Annotated in this window: 14 protein-coding genes; 6 read left to right on the plus strand and 8 right to left on the minus strand. The window is 64.7% G+C overall.

Annotated elements, in window-relative coordinates; translation table 11 throughout:
- Positions 1-24: 24 nt before the first annotated feature.
- From C1704_RS06630 to C1704_RS17425, 5 genes are all read left to right on the plus strand, one after another.
- Complete coding sequence (locus C1704_RS06630) at positions 25-2,046, plus strand: site-specific DNA-methyltransferase (RefSeq protein ID WP_104301932.1); 2,022 nt, start codon at positions 25-27, stop codon at positions 2,044-2,046.
- Between the two features lie 2 nt (positions 2,047-2,048).
- Entirely contained in the window at positions 2,049-2,684 is a 636-nt protein-coding gene (darT, locus tag C1704_RS06635) for a type II toxin-antitoxin system toxin DNA ADP-ribosyl transferase DarT (protein WP_054022754.1), read from the plus strand.
- A 13-nt stretch (positions 2,685-2,697) separates the two neighbouring features.
- The gene (gene darG / locus C1704_RS06640; protein WP_054022753.1) at positions 2,698-3,765 is read left to right on the plus strand and encodes a type II toxin-antitoxin system antitoxin DNA ADP-ribosyl glycohydrolase DarG; all 1,068 of its coding nucleotides are present in this window, start codon (positions 2,698-2,700) and stop codon (positions 3,763-3,765) included.
- Positions 3,762-6,842 carry a type III restriction-modification system endonuclease gene (locus tag C1704_RS06645; protein ID WP_104301933.1) on the plus strand — a complete coding sequence of 1,027 codons (3,081 nt, stop codon included), beginning with the start codon at positions 3,762-3,764 and terminating at the stop codon, positions 6,840-6,842. The genes darG and C1704_RS06645 overlap by 4 nt, the downstream gene beginning before the upstream one ends.
- A gap of 80 nt (positions 6,843-6,922) precedes the next feature.
- Positions 6,923-7,690: a hypothetical protein gene (locus tag C1704_RS17425; protein WP_146076041.1), complete on the plus strand. Its 768-nt coding sequence runs from the start codon at positions 6,923-6,925 to the stop codon at positions 7,688-7,690.
- On the opposite strand, the gene C1704_RS06650 is transcribed toward C1704_RS17425, so the two are convergent.
- The 6 genes from C1704_RS06650 to mobH all read right to left on the minus strand — a co-directional run bounded on the left by C1704_RS06650 (position 7,631) and on the right by mobH (position 14,325).
- Entirely contained in the window at positions 7,631-8,833 is a 1,203-nt protein-coding gene (locus C1704_RS06650; RefSeq protein ID WP_054018411.1) for a DUF4417 domain-containing protein, read from the minus strand. The two genes, C1704_RS17425 and C1704_RS06650, sit on opposite strands and share 60 nt — an antisense overlap.
- Position 8,834: 1 nt before the next feature.
- A complete protein-coding gene (locus C1704_RS06655; RefSeq protein WP_197284542.1) occupies positions 8,835-9,179 on the minus strand; it encodes a hypothetical protein in 345 nt (114 codons plus the stop codon).
- On the minus strand, positions 9,169-9,741 hold the full coding sequence (locus C1704_RS06660) for a hypothetical protein (protein WP_146076042.1): 573 nt from the start codon (positions 9,739-9,741) through the stop codon (positions 9,169-9,171). Before C1704_RS06660 ends, C1704_RS06655 begins: the two co-directional genes overlap by 11 nt.
- A gap of 294 nt (positions 9,742-10,035) precedes the next feature.
- Complete coding sequence (locus C1704_RS06665; RefSeq protein ID WP_054018408.1) at positions 10,036-10,659, minus strand: IncC plasmid conjugative DNA transfer DtrJ family protein; 624 nt, start codon at positions 10,657-10,659, stop codon at positions 10,036-10,038.
- Positions 10,656-12,605 carry a conjugative transfer system coupling protein TraD gene (gene traD, locus C1704_RS06670; protein WP_104301935.1) on the minus strand — a complete coding sequence of 650 codons (1,950 nt, stop codon included), beginning with the start codon at positions 12,603-12,605 and terminating at the stop codon, positions 10,656-10,658. The genes C1704_RS06665 and traD overlap by 4 nt, the downstream gene beginning before the upstream one ends.
- Before the next feature lies 1 nt (position 12,606).
- Positions 12,607-14,325 carry a MobH family relaxase gene (gene mobH / locus C1704_RS06675; protein WP_104301936.1) on the minus strand — a complete coding sequence of 573 codons (1,719 nt, stop codon included), beginning with the start codon at positions 14,323-14,325 and terminating at the stop codon, positions 12,607-12,609.
- 248 nt (positions 14,326-14,573) lie between these two features.
- On the opposite strand from mobH, the gene C1704_RS06680 reads away from it, so the two are divergent.
- Positions 14,574-15,284, plus strand: coding sequence for a helix-turn-helix domain-containing protein (locus C1704_RS06680; protein WP_104301937.1), 711 nt, complete (start codon positions 14,574-14,576; stop codon positions 15,282-15,284).
- 100 nt (positions 15,285-15,384) lie between these two features.
- On the opposite strand, the gene C1704_RS06685 is transcribed toward C1704_RS06680, so the two are convergent.
- Positions 15,385-16,044: a FlhC family transcriptional regulator gene (locus C1704_RS06685; RefSeq protein ID WP_104301938.1), complete on the minus strand. Its 660-nt coding sequence runs from the start codon at positions 16,042-16,044 to the stop codon at positions 15,385-15,387.
- A gap of 24 nt (positions 16,045-16,068) precedes the next feature.
- Positions 16,069-16,374 carry a hypothetical protein gene (locus C1704_RS06690; protein WP_104301939.1) on the minus strand — a complete coding sequence of 102 codons (306 nt, stop codon included), beginning with the start codon at positions 16,372-16,374 and terminating at the stop codon, positions 16,069-16,071.
- Between the last annotated feature and the right edge of the window lie 89 nt (positions 16,375-16,463).

The raw sequence follows: 16,463 nt of genomic DNA on the forward strand, positions 1-16,463 counted from the left end.
TGAAGACCCTATGAGAACCGAACGATGGCTGTAGAGAAGATCGAACCCGGCGCGCCCGAATCGCAGAGTGCAGACCTGCGTGCCGAGAATCTGGCCCGGCTGAAGGCACTGTTCCCGGAACTGGTGACCGAGCGTCAGCTAGATGGACGCACTGTGCCGGCTGTCAACGTCGACGTGCTCAAGAGCCTGGTCGGCGATTCCACGGTGACCGACGCCGACGAAAAGTACGGACTGAACTGGCACGGCAAGCGTGCCGCGCGCCAACTGGCGTTGACGCCCAGCACCGGGACGCTGCGCCCCTGCCGCGACGAGAGCGTGGACTGGGACACCACCCAGAACCTGATGATCGAGGGCGACAACCTCGAGGTGCTGAAGCTGCTGCAGAAGAGCTACGCCGGGAAGGTGAAGCTGATCTACATCGACCCTCCGTACAACACCGGGAAGGACTTCGTCTACCCGGACAACTTTCAGGACAGCATCAAGAACTACTTGGAGCTGACGGGGCAGGTCGAGGGCGGCCGAAAGATTGCCAGCAACACCGAGGCGAGTGGTCGGTTTCATACCGACTGGCTCAGCATGATCTACCCGCGTCTGCTAATCGCTCGGAACCTTCTCCGGGCAGACGGTGTGGTACTTATCAGCATCGATGATCGTGAGAAGGCCAGCCTTAAGTTCGCATGCAATGAGGTGTTCGGCGAAGAGAACTTCGTCGGCACCATCATTTGGAAGGGAGCTACCGACAACAATCCAACTCGAATCGCAATTGAGCACGAGTATTTGCTTTGCTACTCTAGGGACAAGGATTCTGTCGACGGCGTGTGGAAGAACTCATCTGAGGACGCCAAAGAAGCCCTATTGAAGGAATACGTCCGACTTAAAGCCATGCTTGGGTCTGACGTTGAATCGATTCAGGCCGAGCTTCGCGGCTTCATCAAGGTACACCGTGAAGCGCTTGCTGCGGTAACACACTACGACCGAGTTGATGAGAACGGGGTCTACACAGGTAGTAGAAAGGTCCATAACCCCAAGCCGGGCGGCTATGTGTATGACGTCCCCCATCCGACGACAAAAAGGCCCTGCGTTCCTCCCGTAAATGGGTATCGATACCCTGAGCCGCGAATGCTCGAACTCATCGAAGCCAAGCGCATCCTCTTCGGCGAAGATGACAGTCAAATCGTTCAGATCAAGGAGTACCTCGAGGACTACGAGGGCAAGCTCTCCAGTGTCGTTCACCTCGATAGCCGAACAGGATCGAACGAACTCAATGCGATGTTTGGCGTGCAGAAGCTGTTTTCGAACCCGAAACCGGTCGCACTGTTGCGCTCGCTGTTTGAATTCATTGCGAAGCCAGGCGACCTTGTCCTGGACTTCTTTGCGGGTAGTGGAACTACGGCACAGGCCGTGATGGAATTGAATCGTGCGGATGGGAAAAACCGTCGATATGTATTGGTTCAGCTTCCAGAGAGGCTAAGCCCCGAGGATAAGGATCAAAAAGTTGGTGCTGCTTTCTGCTCCCAGATTGGTAAGCCGCTGACCATTGCAGAGCTTACGAAGGAGAGATTGCGCAGGGCTGGGCAGAGGCTACGTGAACTTGAGCCAGCGCTGGTCGGCGACGTAGGATTCCGTGTATTCAAGCTTGATAGCTCGAACTTGAAGAATTGGGCTTCTACAAGCGCGGGCTTGGAGCAATCACTGCTTGACCATCTAGATCACATCGACCCCGACCGGACTGATGCCGATTTGCTGTACGAACTGCTTCTCAAGCTGGGGCTTGATCTGTGTGTCCCAATCCAGACCCGCGTCGTCGCGAACAAGCCAATCCATGCCATTGGAGGCGGCGTACTGATTGCATGTCTGGACAAGCTCATTACAGCCGGAGAGTCCGAGCCACTTGCCCTCGGGGTAGTGGAGTGGCGGAAGGAACTTGACCCAGCGGGCGACGTGACTTGCGTCTTCCGCGACAGCGCGTTCGAGAACGACGTGGCCAAGACCAATCTGGCGGCCATCCTCGAACAGCACGGCATCGCCAAGGTGCGGAGCCTCTGACCATGCCGGTACCGGCGCGGCCCAAGATTTATCACATCTGCCATGTGGACCGGTTGCCGTCCATCGTGGTTGGAGGGCTGCTTTCCGACGCCGAAGTGCAGCGCCTGGCGCCGCCCGGCACCGTCATCGGCATGAGCAACATCAAGCAGCGCAGGCTGACGGAGCTGACACTGGACAGCCACCCGGGCCTGTACGTTGGCCAATGCGCGCCGTTCTACTTCTGCCCGCGCTCGGTGATGCTGTACCTGATCCACAAGCGCAACCCCGAGTTGGCCTACAAGGGCGGGCAGGAGCCGATCGTGCACCTGGAGGCCGACTTGTTCAACGCCGTCGCTTGGGCTCAGGCCAACGGCAGGCGGTGGGCCTTCACGCTGTCCAACGCGGGCTCGTACTACTTCGAAGACCGGGCCGACCTGGCTCAGTTGGGCGAGATCGACTGGAGCGCGGTGGCCAGCACGCAGTGGCCCGCCGTCAAGGAGCGCAAACAGGCCGAGTTCCTCATGGAGCACAGCTTCCCGTGGCACTTGATCGAGCGCATCGGCGTGTACTCTGCGGCAATCAATGCCCAGGTGGCGCACGCCTTGCCCGTGGGCGGGCACCGGCCGCCAGTGGCCGTGCTGCCGGCCTGGTACTACTGACAAGGAGACCGCGATGATCGAATTCACCAGCGGCGACATTCTCAAGGACGATGTGGACGCCATCGTCAACACCGTGAACTGCGTTGGCATCATGGGCCGAGGCATCGCGCTGCAGTTCAAGAACGCCTGGCCGGAGAACTTCAAGGCCTACGAGGCAGCCTGCAAGCGCGAAGAGGTGCAACCCGGCCGCATGTTCGTCTACGAAATCGGTCAGCTGACCACGCCACGCTACATCATCAACTTTCCGACCAAGCGGCATTGGCGCGGAAAGAGCCGCATCGAGGACATCGAGTCGGGTCTCGAGGCGCTGGTGCGCGAGATCCGCCAGCGCGGGATTCGGTCGATCGCGATTCCGCCGCTGGGCAGCGGGCTGGGCGGTCTGGACTGGAACGACGTGCGACCGCGCATCGAAGCCGCGATGAGGGAGTTGCCTGACGTTCGTGTGCGCATCTTCGAGCCGAAGGGGGCGCCGGCGTCCGATGTGATGCACCACAGCCGCGAGGTGCCCACCATGACGGCCGGACGAGCGGCACTGGTGGAGCTGATGGGCCGCTACATCCGTGGTTTGCTCGACCCCACGATCACCCTGCTGGAGGTTCACAAACTGATGTACTTCATGCAGGAAGCGGGCGAGCCCCTTCGGTTGAAGTACGTGAAGGCGCCCTACGGGCCCTATGCCGAGAACCTGCGCCACGTGCTGCGGGCGATCGAGGGGCACCTGGTGGCCGGCTATGCCGACGGCGGCGATGCGCCGGACAAGCCCTTGACGCTGGTGCCGGGTGCGGTGGACGACGCCAACGCATTCTTGGAGGCAAATGTTCTGACGCGTGAGCGCTTTGACCGCGTGGGACGTCTCGTCGAAGGCTTCGAGACGCCGTTCGGCCTGGAGTTGCTGGCCACGGTGCATTGGGTGGCGAGGCACGAGAGTGCTGGAAGAACCCCGGCCGAGGTGGTAGAGCGCACCTACGCCTGGAATGACCGGAAGCGCCAGTTCACGCCGCGGCAGATCGGCATCGCGTTGAATGTGCTCACCAAGCAGGGGTGGCTGGAAGCCGCACAGGCCGGGGAGGCGGCCACGTGAGGTTGCACTTTGAGGCGGACCTGCCCTATCAGTCGGCGGCGATCGAGTCGGTGTGTGACCTGTTCCGGGGCCAGGAGGTCTGCCGGACCGAGTTCACGGTGACCGTGCGTGCCGCCCGACCAGACAGCGACTCTGCCGCCGCGCAAGGAGCACTTGAGGGGATGCTGGCAACCGAACAGGGCGGCATCGGCAATCGGCTGACCCTGCTCGACGACGAGATCGAGGCCAACCTGCGCGAGGTGCAGCTGCGGAATGGTCTGCCGCCGACGACGAAGCTGTCCCCGGACTTCACGGTGGAGATGGAAACGGGCACCGGCAAGACCTACGTCTACCTGCGCACGGTGTTCGAGCTGAACCGGCGGTACGGCTTCACCAAGTTCGTGGTCGTAGTGCCGTCGGTTGCCATCAAGGAAGGCGTGAACAAGACGCTGCAGATCACCCGCGAACACTTCGAGGCGCTGTACCCGGGAGCCAAGGGGTACGAGTTCTTCCAGTACGACTCGGCGAAGCTGGGCCAGGTGCGCAACTTCGCCACCAGCCCGAACATCCAGATCATGGTGATCACGGTCGGCGCCATCAACAAGTTCGGCGACGAGCAGGAAGCTGCTGCCGAGGAAGCCGACGAGGCGTTGCGCCGCGAGAAGAGCAAGAACGTGATGTACCGCGCCAGTGAGAAGACTGGCGGTGAGAAGCCGATCGATCTGGTTCGCCAGACCCGTCCGATCCTCATCGTGGACGAGCCGCAAAGCGTTGACGGCGGCATCGACGGCCGGGGCCGCAAAGCGCTGTCCCGCATGCACCCGCTGTGCACGCTGCGCTACTCGGCGACCCACGTCGACAAGCACAACATGGTCTATCGGCTGGACGCCGTGGACGCCTACGAGCAGAAGCTGGTTAAGCAGATCGAGGTTGCCGCGGCCACGGTCGAGCAGGCGCACAACAAGCCCTATGTGAAGTTCCTCGGTGCAAAGGCCAAGCGCGGCACCGTGGTGGCCACGGTGGAGCTGGACGTGCGGACCAAGGCCGGCACGGTGAAGCGCCAGGAGGTCGAGGTGCAGGACGGATTCGATCTGCAGCAGGAGACGGGACGGGCCGTGTACGCTGATCTGCGGATCGGCACCATTCGCGCAGCCAAGAAGGATGAGCTGCTGGAACTGCATGTGCCGGGCGCGCAGCACTACCTGCGCGTCAACGAGACCTGGGGTGGCGTGGAACCCCTGGCGATCGAACGGGAGATGATCCGCCGCACGATCAAGGAGCACCTGGACAAGGAACGACGCTTCCGCCCGATGGGCATCAAGGTGCTGAGCCTGTTCTTCATCGATGCGGTGGAGAAGTACCGCATCTACGACGCCCAGGGCAACGCCCAGAAGGGCGTTTACGCCACCATTTTCGAAGAGGAATACAAGCGCTGGGCCGGGCACCCGGACTACCGCGACCTGTTCGGCTCGGTGGACTTGAGCGCCGCAGCGGCCGACGTGCACAACGGCTACTTCTCGATCGACAAGAAGAAGATCGCCGGCAAGACCGTTGAGATGGTGAAGGACACCAGCGGAAGCACGGCGGCCGACGACGACACCTACAACCTGATCATGCGCGACAAGGAGAAGCTGCTGAGCTTCGACTCGCCGCTGAAGTTCATCTTCAGCCACTCCGCGCTGAAGGAAGGCTGGGACAACCCGAACGTCTTTCAGATCTGCAACTTCAGCACGCGCGAGACCGAGCGCTGGCGGCGGCAGACCATCGGACGAGGCCTGCGGCTTTGCGTCAACCAACAGGGCCACCGCGTGCGCGGCTTCGAGGTGAACACGCTCACCGTGGTGGCGAACGAGAGCTACCAGCAGTTCGCCGACAGCCTGCAGAAGGAGATCGAGGCGGACGGCTATCAGTTCGGCGTCGTGCCCGAGCATCTGTTCGCCGGCGTCTCAGTGGCGCAGCCTGATGGCACGCAAAGGCCCTTGGGCTTCGAGCTCTCCAAGGTGGTCGCCGAGCATCTGCGCGCGACTGGCCTGGTGGATGCGCGCGGCAAGGTCAAAGACGAGCTGCGCCGCGCAATCAAGGACGGCAATCTGCCGCTACCGCCGGAGGTGGAGGCGCAGCGAGCGCAGATCCTCGAGTTGTTGCGTCGGGTGTCGGGCAAGCTCGAGATCAAGAACGCGGACGAGCGCCGGCAGGTGCCTGTGCGTCGTGCGGTACTGGACAGCCCGGAGTTCAAGGCGCTGTGGGACCGCATCAAGTACAAGACGACATACCGGGTTCAGTTCGACAATGAACGTCTCATCCGCGACTGCATTACCGCCGTGATCCAGGCGCCGCCGGTCAGCAAGACTCGCCTGCAGTGGCGAAAGGCGGGCATGGAGATCGGTGAGGCCGGGGTGACGGCGGTGGAACGCAAAGGCGCCGACATGGTGGTGCTCAACGAGGACGACATCGAACTACCGGACATCCTCACCGAGCTGCAGAACCGCACTCAGCTGACGAGGCGCAGCATCGGCCGCATCCTGGTCGACAGCCATCGGCTCAACGACTTCAAGCGCAACCCGCAGCAGTTCATCGAGACGGTGGCCGACGCCATCAACCGCTGCAAGCGTGCCGTCCTCGTGGATGGCATCCGCTACCAGCGGCTTGGCGACGAGGCGTACTATGCGCAGGAGCTGTTCGAGACCGAGGAGCTGACGGGCTACCTGAAGAACATGCTGCTCGATGCCGAGCGTTCGGTCTACCAGCACGTCATCTACGACTCCGACACCGAGCGCGACTTCGCGGACCAACTGTCGAAGAACGAATCGATCAAGGTCTACGCCAAGCTGCCGGGCTGGTTCAAGGTGCCGACGCCCCTGGGCAGCTACAACCCCGACTGGGCCGTACTGGTGGCGACGCCCGACGGCGATCGGCTCTACTTCGTCGTGGAGACCAAGAGCAGCCTGTTCGTCAGTGATCTGCGAAACGCCGAGAGCGCCAAGATCGAATGTGGCCGTGCGCACTTCAAGGCGCTGTCAGTGGGTGAGAAACCCGTGATCTACGACAAGTTCAAGGACGTGGCGGGGCTGCTGGAGCGGGCGCAGTCGGGGGGATGATGGTTTGGGCCCGGCGACCATGATCGGGCTGTGAGGCTTCGGAACGTGGGTGTCGATTCGGCGTCGGAGGCTGTTGACGGGTGACATTCCAGCAGCGATTTGCACAGTCTGACGACGCCGCGCAGATGATGACCCGTGCCCGCGAGGCCGTGCGGGTCGATGCCTCCGGTGCGAGCCTGGGTGCGCTGGTAGAGCTGCTGATGCTGCGCCGCACGGCCGATCGTCGGATCGCTGTTGCTGATTCGACACCACGCGGGCGCCTGCTGCGTCGGCTGTTGGCTTCATCGCGACTCTTCGTGAGCGAAGGATCCTGTGGAGCGATCCACCGACCCGCCGGCGGCGAAGCCGCGGCGGATGCCGCGTCGAACGACTTCGCGAAGACGTTTCAGGCGCAGCTTGTGGCAGTTGGCGTGCAAGCGACCGCTGCGGGCCGGCTCTCGGCGGCTCTGCATGAACTTCTGACCAACATCGACGAGCACGCGGGCGATGCAGTGGATGGGCTGGGCGCATTCGAGGTCATGGACCGCGAAGCTTGGATGGTGGTGGCAGACAGCGGAAGAGGCGTTCGGGCTGGCTATGCCGAGTCGCCACTGCCGGTAAAACCAGCCACCGCCGAGGAGGCGCTGACCTGGGCCGTGATCGAGAATCGGTCGCGTACCGGAGATCCGCACCGAGGGCTGGGCTTCCGGTCGGTGATCCAGTCGGTGCGGTCGCTGGACGGTTGCGTTCGCGTTCGCAGTGACTCGGCCAGCCTTGAGCTGGTGCAGGCCGCCGACCGGCCCAAATTCCTAGTCCGTGAACAAGGGCATTTGCGGGGATTCGTCGTCAGTGTCCTGTTGCGCTGGTGATGACCGAAAGTCGAAGCTTGCCTGGCGATCTTCGACCGGACGTTCGAACGGCGCCGTGGCGGCCAAGCGCAGCACACGGATGTTGTGCTTCAGAAGCGCGCGCGTCTCGCGTCTGGAATCGGCCTGTACCGACACATAGGACGCCTTGCCACCCGGGTTCACATAGGCCTTGCGGCGTTTCATCGCACGCATGTACGGCGTGGAGTCGATGATGACCACCTGCTTGAAGGTTCCGCGTAGGGACCGAGCAGCTTCAGCGTTGCCGCGCACCACGAGTGTTAGGTCGCGCCCGACTTGCTTGGCAAGCTCGGTCAGCCGCTGACAGTGTTGTCCGATGCTCAACTTGGTGGCTGTGCCGGTCAGGAACTCATAGGCGATGGCCTTGACGGCAGTCTGGTTGCGGATGAAAGCCGCCCAGCGCACAAAGTCGTGATCGGTGCGGCCGTTGACATGAAGGGCCGTGCAGAGCCCGCCTTGGGTCATGTGGTACCAGACCCAGGCGATGCGCTTCATTGCGTGAAGGTTGTCCTGTCGAGGGCAGTCAATCACCGTGCTGAAGTCCGGCGATGTCGCGAAGATCGCACCCGCGTGGACCATCTGTCTCGCGATCCTGCCGATGTCGGGCAGCGGCCAGACCCGTTCAACGGCGGGATCTTCCTGGACGCCGGACAGCACCCAGCCATGCCGCGGTCGCACGCCGTAGGCGCTTGCCAGTTCCTGCTGAGTCCTGGCCCGAGTGGCGTGCTTGCGACCTTTGAGGGCGTATGTCAGCGGTAGTGCCACGCAGTCGTCCACCGATGTGATGCGAGGACCGACGAGGTTGCCCTGGAGCAGGGGGATCCATTCGGGCAGTCGGGGCATGTCGACATCGCGTGCCAATGGGATCGTGCTGAGGTCCCAGCCGTCCACCTCCTCATGACGCCTCACGTACTCAGCGGGCTTGTTGGGGCAGACCATGTCGCACTTGCTGCGGTCCTCGCAGTGGCAGAACGACAGGCAGTCCACCAGCAGTGCGCCGGTGTCGCGCAGATGCAGTCCGCCGCAGACGGGGCGGTCGATGCAGCTTCCGCAGCCAAGCAGTGGCTGGCTGGTGCCGACGTCCTTGAAAGTCGATGCGAATCGGACAGCATTCAGCGGCAGCAAGTCAACGCTCCACGACCAGATCGATGCAACCGGAGGATTGCAGTTGTGAGCGCACCTCGGCGACCATGAGTCCGGCGCCGCGTTCGAGACCCCGAAGAAGTTCTTCTTTGGGATTGCTGACTTCCCCGATGCAGACGTTTTGGTCGCGAACCTTGATCTCGCCCTGCATCAGCTGCAGCATCAGCTTGCTGCCAACCGGCGGCAGGTCGCCCGAGACGGTCGCGCGGCACCCAAGTTCCTGGCCGGGTGCGAGCGAAGCGAGCATGTCGTGCTCACTGGCGCGCAGCTGACGATTCCAGCCTTTCGCCCGGCCTTCACGCTGCTTTCGCAGAAACTCATTTCCCATACGACATGCCCTTCACTGCAGGAGAGTAGAACTTCGTCTTGCCGACTTTGCGCTCGGTGAGCAGACCCATTCGGGTAAGTGCAACCAGGCGGTTGTTCCAAGCGGTGATGACGGTGTTCTCGCCTGAGACCTCGCTGATCGCACGCGCGTCGGCCTCGCCGAGGCGCAGCGTCAGTTCGAGGGTGAGGGAGAGCTTGGCGTCCAACGGGCCTTGGGCATACGCTCCGGCAATGGCGCCGTCGTTCAACGAGCAGAAGAGCAAGACCACTTCGGATGTCGAAGCGGCCAGAAGTGCCTCTTCTCGGGATACCTCGTTCAGGTTGGCGACAAGGCAGGGCTGGCCATCCTGCGCGGCCCAGCGGACGATGGGCAAGACGGCTTCACGGAACGCGCTCGCCGTCACAAGCTCCATGTCGGCGAAGTCCAGGACCCAGGGATGTTCGAGCGTCGCTGCCCCGGCCTGAAGCTTGGCAGCGGCCTCGCGACCCGCCGCCGCGCCTGCCAGCGTCGACCTTCCGATGGTCGATCGAACCGACAACACATTTCGTTCACTCACTTGCATGAGTGAGAATGTAGCCGCGTTTCAGGTACGACGCAATCCCGAGCGGAATAGTCAGGTTCCGGGTGGTGGTGGGCGCTGCGGCCTGCCCCTGGTGATCCGCCCTGACTTGATGCCTACGCACGGCACAGAGACGACAGCGAGTGGTGTCTGCCGCCAGCTGTGACGAGTACTTCGACCGTGCTGGCCAAGGGTCCCAATCGGAGCCGGCCGACGCTTGCTGTGCGCCTTGCGGCGTAGAGCGGGATCGCGCCGGCTTCGAGGCGCGGCGCGAGATCACGGACCACCAGCGGGCGGTTATCCCCTCCGGTGGAAGTGCGCGAGGCTACGTCCCGCCAAGATGCCCAGCATAGCCATGACGCACGGCCCAACGACCGGATGCACGCCGATGGGCACGACCATCGAAACCACGAACGCACAGGCCAGCACGATCGCCACCGAGGTGTACAGCGCGAAGCGCTCAGGATCGTGGTGAAGAAACTCCTTCGACTTGATCACTCTGCTGATCGCGCCGTCCGCGACCGCTGCGACAAGGAAGGCCGCCATCCAAGGCAGCCACTCCAGCATTGCCGACAACCTGAAGGCGGCCAGCAGCACGAGCGCGTCGATCGCACGGAAGTAGCTGTTCCCGAACAGCCGCTGGTTGACGGAAGCCATCTCCCGCGCCACGGCGCCGTCCACGCCGCTGGCCGCCGACTCGCCGGCGGTCGGGGGAATGGATGTTGAGTCGCGTGCCGCGCCCTGTAGGCCCAGCGCTCGGTCGAGGATACGCAGCGCGGGCGTCTCGCCCCAAATCTCTTCCATCGCCTGGTGCTCGCTTCGAATCTGCGCCAGGAACCGTTCTGGCGGATGCGCCGATGGCAGGTAGAGCACCAGCACCAGCAGGCAGAGCAGGGCGGCGATGCTGACGATGCGGATCACGACGGATGTCCCGCTATTGCGGCTGGAGTCCGGTTCGGCTTGGGCGGTGCCGCACGTGTTGCTCTGGGTTCGTCCGCATCCGGGTCAAGGATCGGAAACCGCCCCTTGATGATCCGCCCGCCCGACACCGAGGCGAAGTACTGCAGGTTGGGCAGCTTGCCCAGCACGTCGGCGGGCACCATCTCCTCGAAGCTCTCGGTGAGCTGCGTCGAGTAGCTCGACGAGAAGTCGCCCAGGTGAGCGTCAGCACCGCTGCTCAGGCCCACGCGCACCGAGTGGATCGCGGTCTTGCCGAAGGTCTCGACCACGAAGTCCTGCGTCGGACGGTCCTTGGACCGTAGCGCGATCAGGTTGTTCAGGTTGCCCAGCGCCATGCGCGCCGCGTCTTCGCTGCCCAGGCGCTTGGCCAGGTCGGCCAGCGTCTGCATCGCGCAGGTGGTGAAGATGCCACCCTCGGCGCCCTTGTTCAGGATCTCGATCAGCGGCTGGTTGATGACGTTCGACACCTCGTCCACGAACAGCGAGATGCGCCGGTAGCCGCCCAGGTTGTAGCGCATGCCCGCACGGGCGGCCAGGTCGGCCAGGGCCAGTGCGCCGATGGCGGTGGCGACCGACGGGTCGGGCAGGGAATCCAGGCACATGTACAGCACATGCCCGGCGCGCTCGATCTTCTCGAAGTTCATGATCGGCCGTGCATCGCCAGCGTCGAAGGGGTCGGGCGACAGACTGCGGCCGAGGTCGCCCGAGGTCAGCATCGAGAGCACCGGCAGCAGGTTGGCTGTGATCTTCTGGTAGTGCTCGCGGTTGTGGCGGAAGGTGCGCACCTGGGCGTCAAGCACCTTGTTGCGCTGCGACTGCGGGACGTGATGTTCGTAGAAGGCGACCAGGGCCAGCAGGTCCGCACTGGCTGCCTCCGACGGACGCTTCATGTTGCCGCGGTGCGCATCGTGCAGCAGCTTCTTCATTTCCGGCTGGTCGCGCCAGCTGGCGCCGAGCAGCCGCTCGTAGAAGCGGCGCAGCGTCGCTTCCAGCACGGGCTCGATACCGCCCTCGATGTACTTGGTGAGCTTGACCAGATTCGGCCGCTCCTCCAGTTCGACCAAGCCCTGCACGACCACATTCACGGCGTCCCAGCCGAAGGCGGAGAAGGCGCCGGCCGTGTCCGGCGGCATGATTGACTGGATCCGCGAGGCGATCTCGGTGGGCTTCTGCCAGTTGAAGGTGAAGTCCAGGCGCACGCCGGCTTCAGGGAAGGCGGGGTGGAACTCGAGGAAGGTGTCGGGCTCGCGCCAGTCCTCGCAGGCGCGCTGCGTGACGCGCTTCAGGCGGCGGCTGTTCTTGGGGTCGATGACGATGACTACGTCGCCGCGACGTACGGCCTGCGTCACCAGGTTGGCCAGCGCCACCCCCTTGCCCGACTGGGTGGTGCCGACCAGCAGGGTGCCGCCTTCGAAGTTCTGCAGCGGCCGGTGCAGGGGCACCTCGCGCGGCTCGACGCCATGGATGTAGGGCAGGCCGATCTCGGCATCGGGTTGCGGGCGCGCGTCGTAGCCCAGCACCTGCAGCAGGCGGGGCGCCACGGTGAACTCCCGGTAGTCGACCTTGGCCAGTTCGTAGAGACGCTGCGAGTGGACGGGCCGCCACTCGAAGCCGAAGCCCAGGAACACCGCGTCAGGCTTTTCCGTCCAGCGGGCGACGGCCCGTGTGCTCAGCACCTGGATGCCGCGGCCGGAGAGCGAGGCGCGCAGCACCAGGGTGTGAACGCCCTGCGCCAGCCGCAGGACGCCCATCGCCAGGCAGAACGCGGCAAGCGGGAGTGCGAGCTGTCGCGGGAGCAGGCCCAGCCCGCCGGTCACCGCGAAGAACAGCAGGGCGGACGCCCAGACGGCGGCGGCGTACACCTCGTAGGCGCGCCGCCAGGGCATCTCATAGCGGCGCATCAGCATGTCAGGGTTCCTCGTGCGCGGCCGGCTCGAAGGCGGCAAGGTCGAAACCATCGATGCAGGCTGGGGCAACTACCAGCCCGATCTTCGGCTCGCCGCGGAAGTCGGCCGTGACGGTGGCCGGGCCATCCCCCCTGGCATGCACCAGCAGGCCGACATCGGCCAGCGCCCGACTCGCCAGCGCTGGCTGCACGCCCCGGACCTCCAGTTCAGCCAGCGGCACGAACAGGCCGGCCGCGATGGGTGCGGCGGCTGCTGCGCTGCCCGGCCCGTTGAGGGTGCCGACGATGGCCGCGAGGGCATCGCGCACGGCCGGGTTTAGGCGCATGGGTGCGTTCAGCTTGAAGGTCGGCGCCGCGGCCGGTGGCGGGTTGGGCGGAGGGGGCGGCGACGGGACTTCCAGGTCGGCAACGGCAGCAGGTGGCGGTGCCGGGGTCTGTGACACCGGCGGCGGCGGGGATGTGCGAGCTGCCGGTGATGTGGCCACCTCGGTGGCGTCGAGCAATGAGAACTGGGTGCCGGGCGGCGGTGCGGGAGCTGGCGCCGGTGCAGTCGTTGGCGCCTTCTGGGTGGTCCGCGTGGCGCCAGGTGGGCAGACCAACGAGATGGCCAGTGGCTCGGCCGGCGGCGCGACGCCGGTTAGCAGGATCGCCGGCGATGCCAGCTTCACCGCCTCCGCAGCGGTCTTCAACTCCGGCGGCAGGACGAACCAGGTCGAGGCGCCGTCCGGCTGCCGCACGAAGACCCCGGCCTCCAGAAGCAGATCGAGCATCGTCTCAGGCGCCTTCGGGATGCCGGCCAACTGATCGGCTTCGAGGAGTGCCTGAACATCGTGGGCCGCCTGCGGCCACAGAAGGAACAGCCCGTCGGGCCCCAGCCAGGACCGCGACTTCTCTCGGTTCGGGAGCCAGCTCGGGCTGCTGGATGCCAGCCGGCGCATCGCGTCGACCAGGTAGCGCTCGAGGTGCGAGCCGAACTGCGGCACGCCATAGCGATCGGCGTTGGCCTGCAGGTTCCGGTCGATCACCAGCGCAAGCGAACGGCGGACCAGAGCGTCGAGGACGTTGTGGTCCCGGTAGACCGGCTGCCCGCTGATGCTGGACAGGAGGTGCGGGACGATGACGCTGTTGTCCTGCGCCAGGTACTGAAGCGTGGCTCCCGGGATGACCAGGGGCAGTGCGAACACGCCCAGGCCCCGCGACTCGGTGGCGTTCGGCCGCCAGCGAACGAAGTAGCGAGTGGCACTGCGCGATGCCAGCCAGTCGCCCAGGGGCACGAGGAACTGCGGCCACTCGCCACCCGCCTCGTCGGTCACGATCAGGTGGCTGAGTACCCGGTGCAGTTCGCAGCACAGGCCGCCGATGAAGGTGGCCAGGCGCCAGCGCGGTTCAAGCTGGCGGCGCGCCGAGATCGTCGACCGTCCGGAGAAGATGTGCGCGTCGGTGCCTTGCAGGCTGTAGAACGCGACCTCCAGCCCCAGGTTCAGCAGGCCGGCAGGTGTGCTGAAGTAGTTGTCGGCGGTGGCCGGCAGCAGGTGGACGTAGCTGGCATAGCGCTGAAGCAGCGGCTGCACCTCCGCGTCGAAGGTGTCGCGGGACAGACCGAAGCACAGGCGGATGCGGCTGACGAGGCCGTCGGCCGCTGCTAGCACGTCAGGGACGGGCAGGGCGGCGAAGCCCGGGTCGGACGCTGGAAAGGCTTCGTGGGAAGCTGACGAAAGCATGGCGATTGCAGGCGAGCACCCGCGGCCATGTTGATGGACACGGTTGAACGCCGACACCCGAAAGGATCACTCTCGGGCGCGGCTTTCGACACCAGGCTTCGGCGGCAAGCCTGATCCGACATCGCTGGCGGTCGACATCGGGCGGTCGTCGCCCGCGCTCATGCGCCGCCATGGCGGGCTGCTGTCGGGCTGCTGTCGTGGTCAGCGCCGTCGGTGCTTTCGATACTGCGTGCCATCGATGTCCTACCATGGAGAACCTTGTGATTGACACCGCCGAAAGTGTGACGACCGCTCGCCTGCTGACCCCTGCCGAACTCGGCCTGTGCGTGCGGCTCTTCCGGGAGATGCGCCAGTGGTCTCAGGAGCAGTTGGCTGAAATCTCCGGGCTCAACGTCCGCACGATCCAGCGGGTCGAACAGGGCCTGGCGGCCAGCCTGGACACGCGAAGGGCTCTGGCCGGTGCGTTCGAGTTCGAGGATCTGGATGTACTGAACAAGCCTTTCGCGATCCCGACGGAAGAGGAACTCAAGGCACAGAAGGCAAAGTTCGATCGCGAACACGTCACCTTGACTGCACTCCCGCTGACGACGGGGAAGCAGTTGGCCAAGCTCGCCGAAGCTCACATGATGGATCTGTCGGAGCCTGGGTTCGAACTCGAGCGGGAGGCAGACGACGCGTTCGCCGGACTGGTGGACTACTTCAGGGAGTACCGTGACTGCGCGGACCTATACACCGAGTCGACGAAGTTCGAGGTGTACGACGAACTGCAGTCCCGCATCGATGGCCTGAAGGCGCTCGGCGTGTCATTGCGCTATGCCGAACGCAAAATGCAGGTGAAGTGGGGAGCCGACCCCGATGCCAAGCCGATGCCGGTGAGCGTTCTGTACGTTGTCGCTTTCCCGCTGGGCAAGGAGCCGGACCAGTTTGCGACACCGAAGTCCGGCGGCATTCGCTTCTGATGCAAGTGGGACGCTGTGCCGTCCACACCAGATCCGAGTTGCTTCTTCTGTATCTCGCATCGCCATCCGACAGTGAAGGTCCTGCTGCGAACCGATTGGCTCACGGCTGGCATTCGCTCGCGGAGGAGGTTCCAACCTGCCCCGTCGACGAGCCAAAGGAACACTGCAGCAGGACGAGCATCCCCAGTTGCTCCGCCCTCGGCGCGGCCAGCGGCTGCACCGGAAACGCCCCCTGCACCCGCGGGTCCGTGCCGTACCGCTGCACCAGCTTGCAGAAGGGGCAGTGGTCGTTCGACCGCGCCACGGAGCCGAAGGCCGCCAGGAACTCGCTGTGGCAGGTCGGGCAGGTGACGAGCGAGAAGCTCCTCGTGTCGGTGAGCCACAGGCCGTCCGTGTGCGCGGCCAGATCGAAGGCGCGGTCGAAGCTGATGCGATGCGGCGGCTGGCAGATGCCGATGTAGTGGCGGTAGGCACCGACGAGCGCTTCACCCGCAGGGAAGTCGGCGTCTCGCAGACGGCGGTACAGGGCCACGATGATCGATGCCTCGGCGCGGTGGAGCAGGTTGGCGCCGTGGTACCACTCCGGGGAGTCCGGCGAGCGCCCTCGAGGTACGGCCATGCGGTCCGGGAAGAGCAGGCGCAGCGCCTCGCGGGGCGGCAGGCCCGTCAGATGACCGATGGTGCGCACGCGTGCACCGCAGGCCGCACAGGCCTTGGCCAGCGCCAGGGCGCGCAGTTGGCGATCGACCCGCGACTGCATGGCCAATGACCCGGCAACTGAGCGTCAGGCGGCCGAACTGGCCGTCACATGGCGGGGGGCGTGGACCGCGGCCAGCGGTCGAACCAGCGGCAGCGGTATGTCGAGCAGGCTGACCAGGTCGCGGCGCGGCGGGAAGAGCGTGGCGTCGCCCAGGTTGGCCACGATGGCCATCAGCTGCTGGACGCTCATCGTGCCGAGCCGCTCGGCCTGGATCGCGTCGAGCGCGAAGCGGCAGCACGCCGCCGTGCGGTCGTGGAGGATGCCGTCGCGGATGGTGAGCAGCAGGGTCAGGTTGGCGATCTGCACATCGGAGAGCTGGACCTGGTTCATGGTGCGTCCTCGCGTGGGGACCACGAGCCCGTGCAGGGCAGGGTGGAGGGGTTGGTCGGTGGATGCGGGTCGTGTTGCAGTGTCTGAAG

The organism is Caldimonas caldifontis, from assembly GCF_002930615.1.
In the GTDB taxonomy this organism is placed as follows: Bacteria; Pseudomonadota; Gammaproteobacteria; order Burkholderiales; family Burkholderiaceae_C; genus Caldimonas; species Caldimonas caldifontis.

Coding starts and splice junctions, on each gene's coding strand:
- C1704_RS06660 (WP_146076042.1), bottom strand. CDS start 9,741: ATGCAAGTGAGTGAACGAAATGTGTTGTCGGTTCGATCGACCATCGGA.
- C1704_RS06680 (WP_104301937.1), top strand. CDS start 14,574: ATGGAGAACCTTGTGATTGACACCGCCGAAAGTGTGACGACCGCTCGC.
- traD (WP_104301935.1), bottom strand. CDS start 12,605: ATGCTGATGCGCCGCTATGAGATGCCCTGGCGGCGCGCCTACGAGGTG.
- C1704_RS06685 (WP_104301938.1), bottom strand. CDS start 16,044: ATGCAGTCGCGGGTCGATCGCCAACTGCGCGCCCTGGCGCTGGCCAAG.
- darT (WP_054022754.1), top strand. CDS start 2,049: ATGCCGGTACCGGCGCGGCCCAAGATTTATCACATCTGCCATGTGGAC.
- C1704_RS06630 (WP_104301932.1), top strand. CDS start 25: ATGGCTGTAGAGAAGATCGAACCCGGCGCGCCCGAATCGCAGAGTGCA.
- C1704_RS06655 (WP_197284542.1), bottom strand. CDS start 9,179: ATGGGAAATGAGTTTCTGCGAAAGCAGCGTGAAGGCCGGGCGAAAGGC.
- C1704_RS06690 (WP_104301939.1), bottom strand. CDS start 16,374: ATGAACCAGGTCCAGCTCTCCGATGTGCAGATCGCCAACCTGACCCTG.
- darG (WP_054022753.1), top strand. CDS start 2,698: ATGATCGAATTCACCAGCGGCGACATTCTCAAGGACGATGTGGACGCC.
- mobH (WP_104301936.1), bottom strand. CDS start 14,325: ATGCTTTCGTCAGCTTCCCACGAAGCCTTTCCAGCGTCCGACCCGGGC.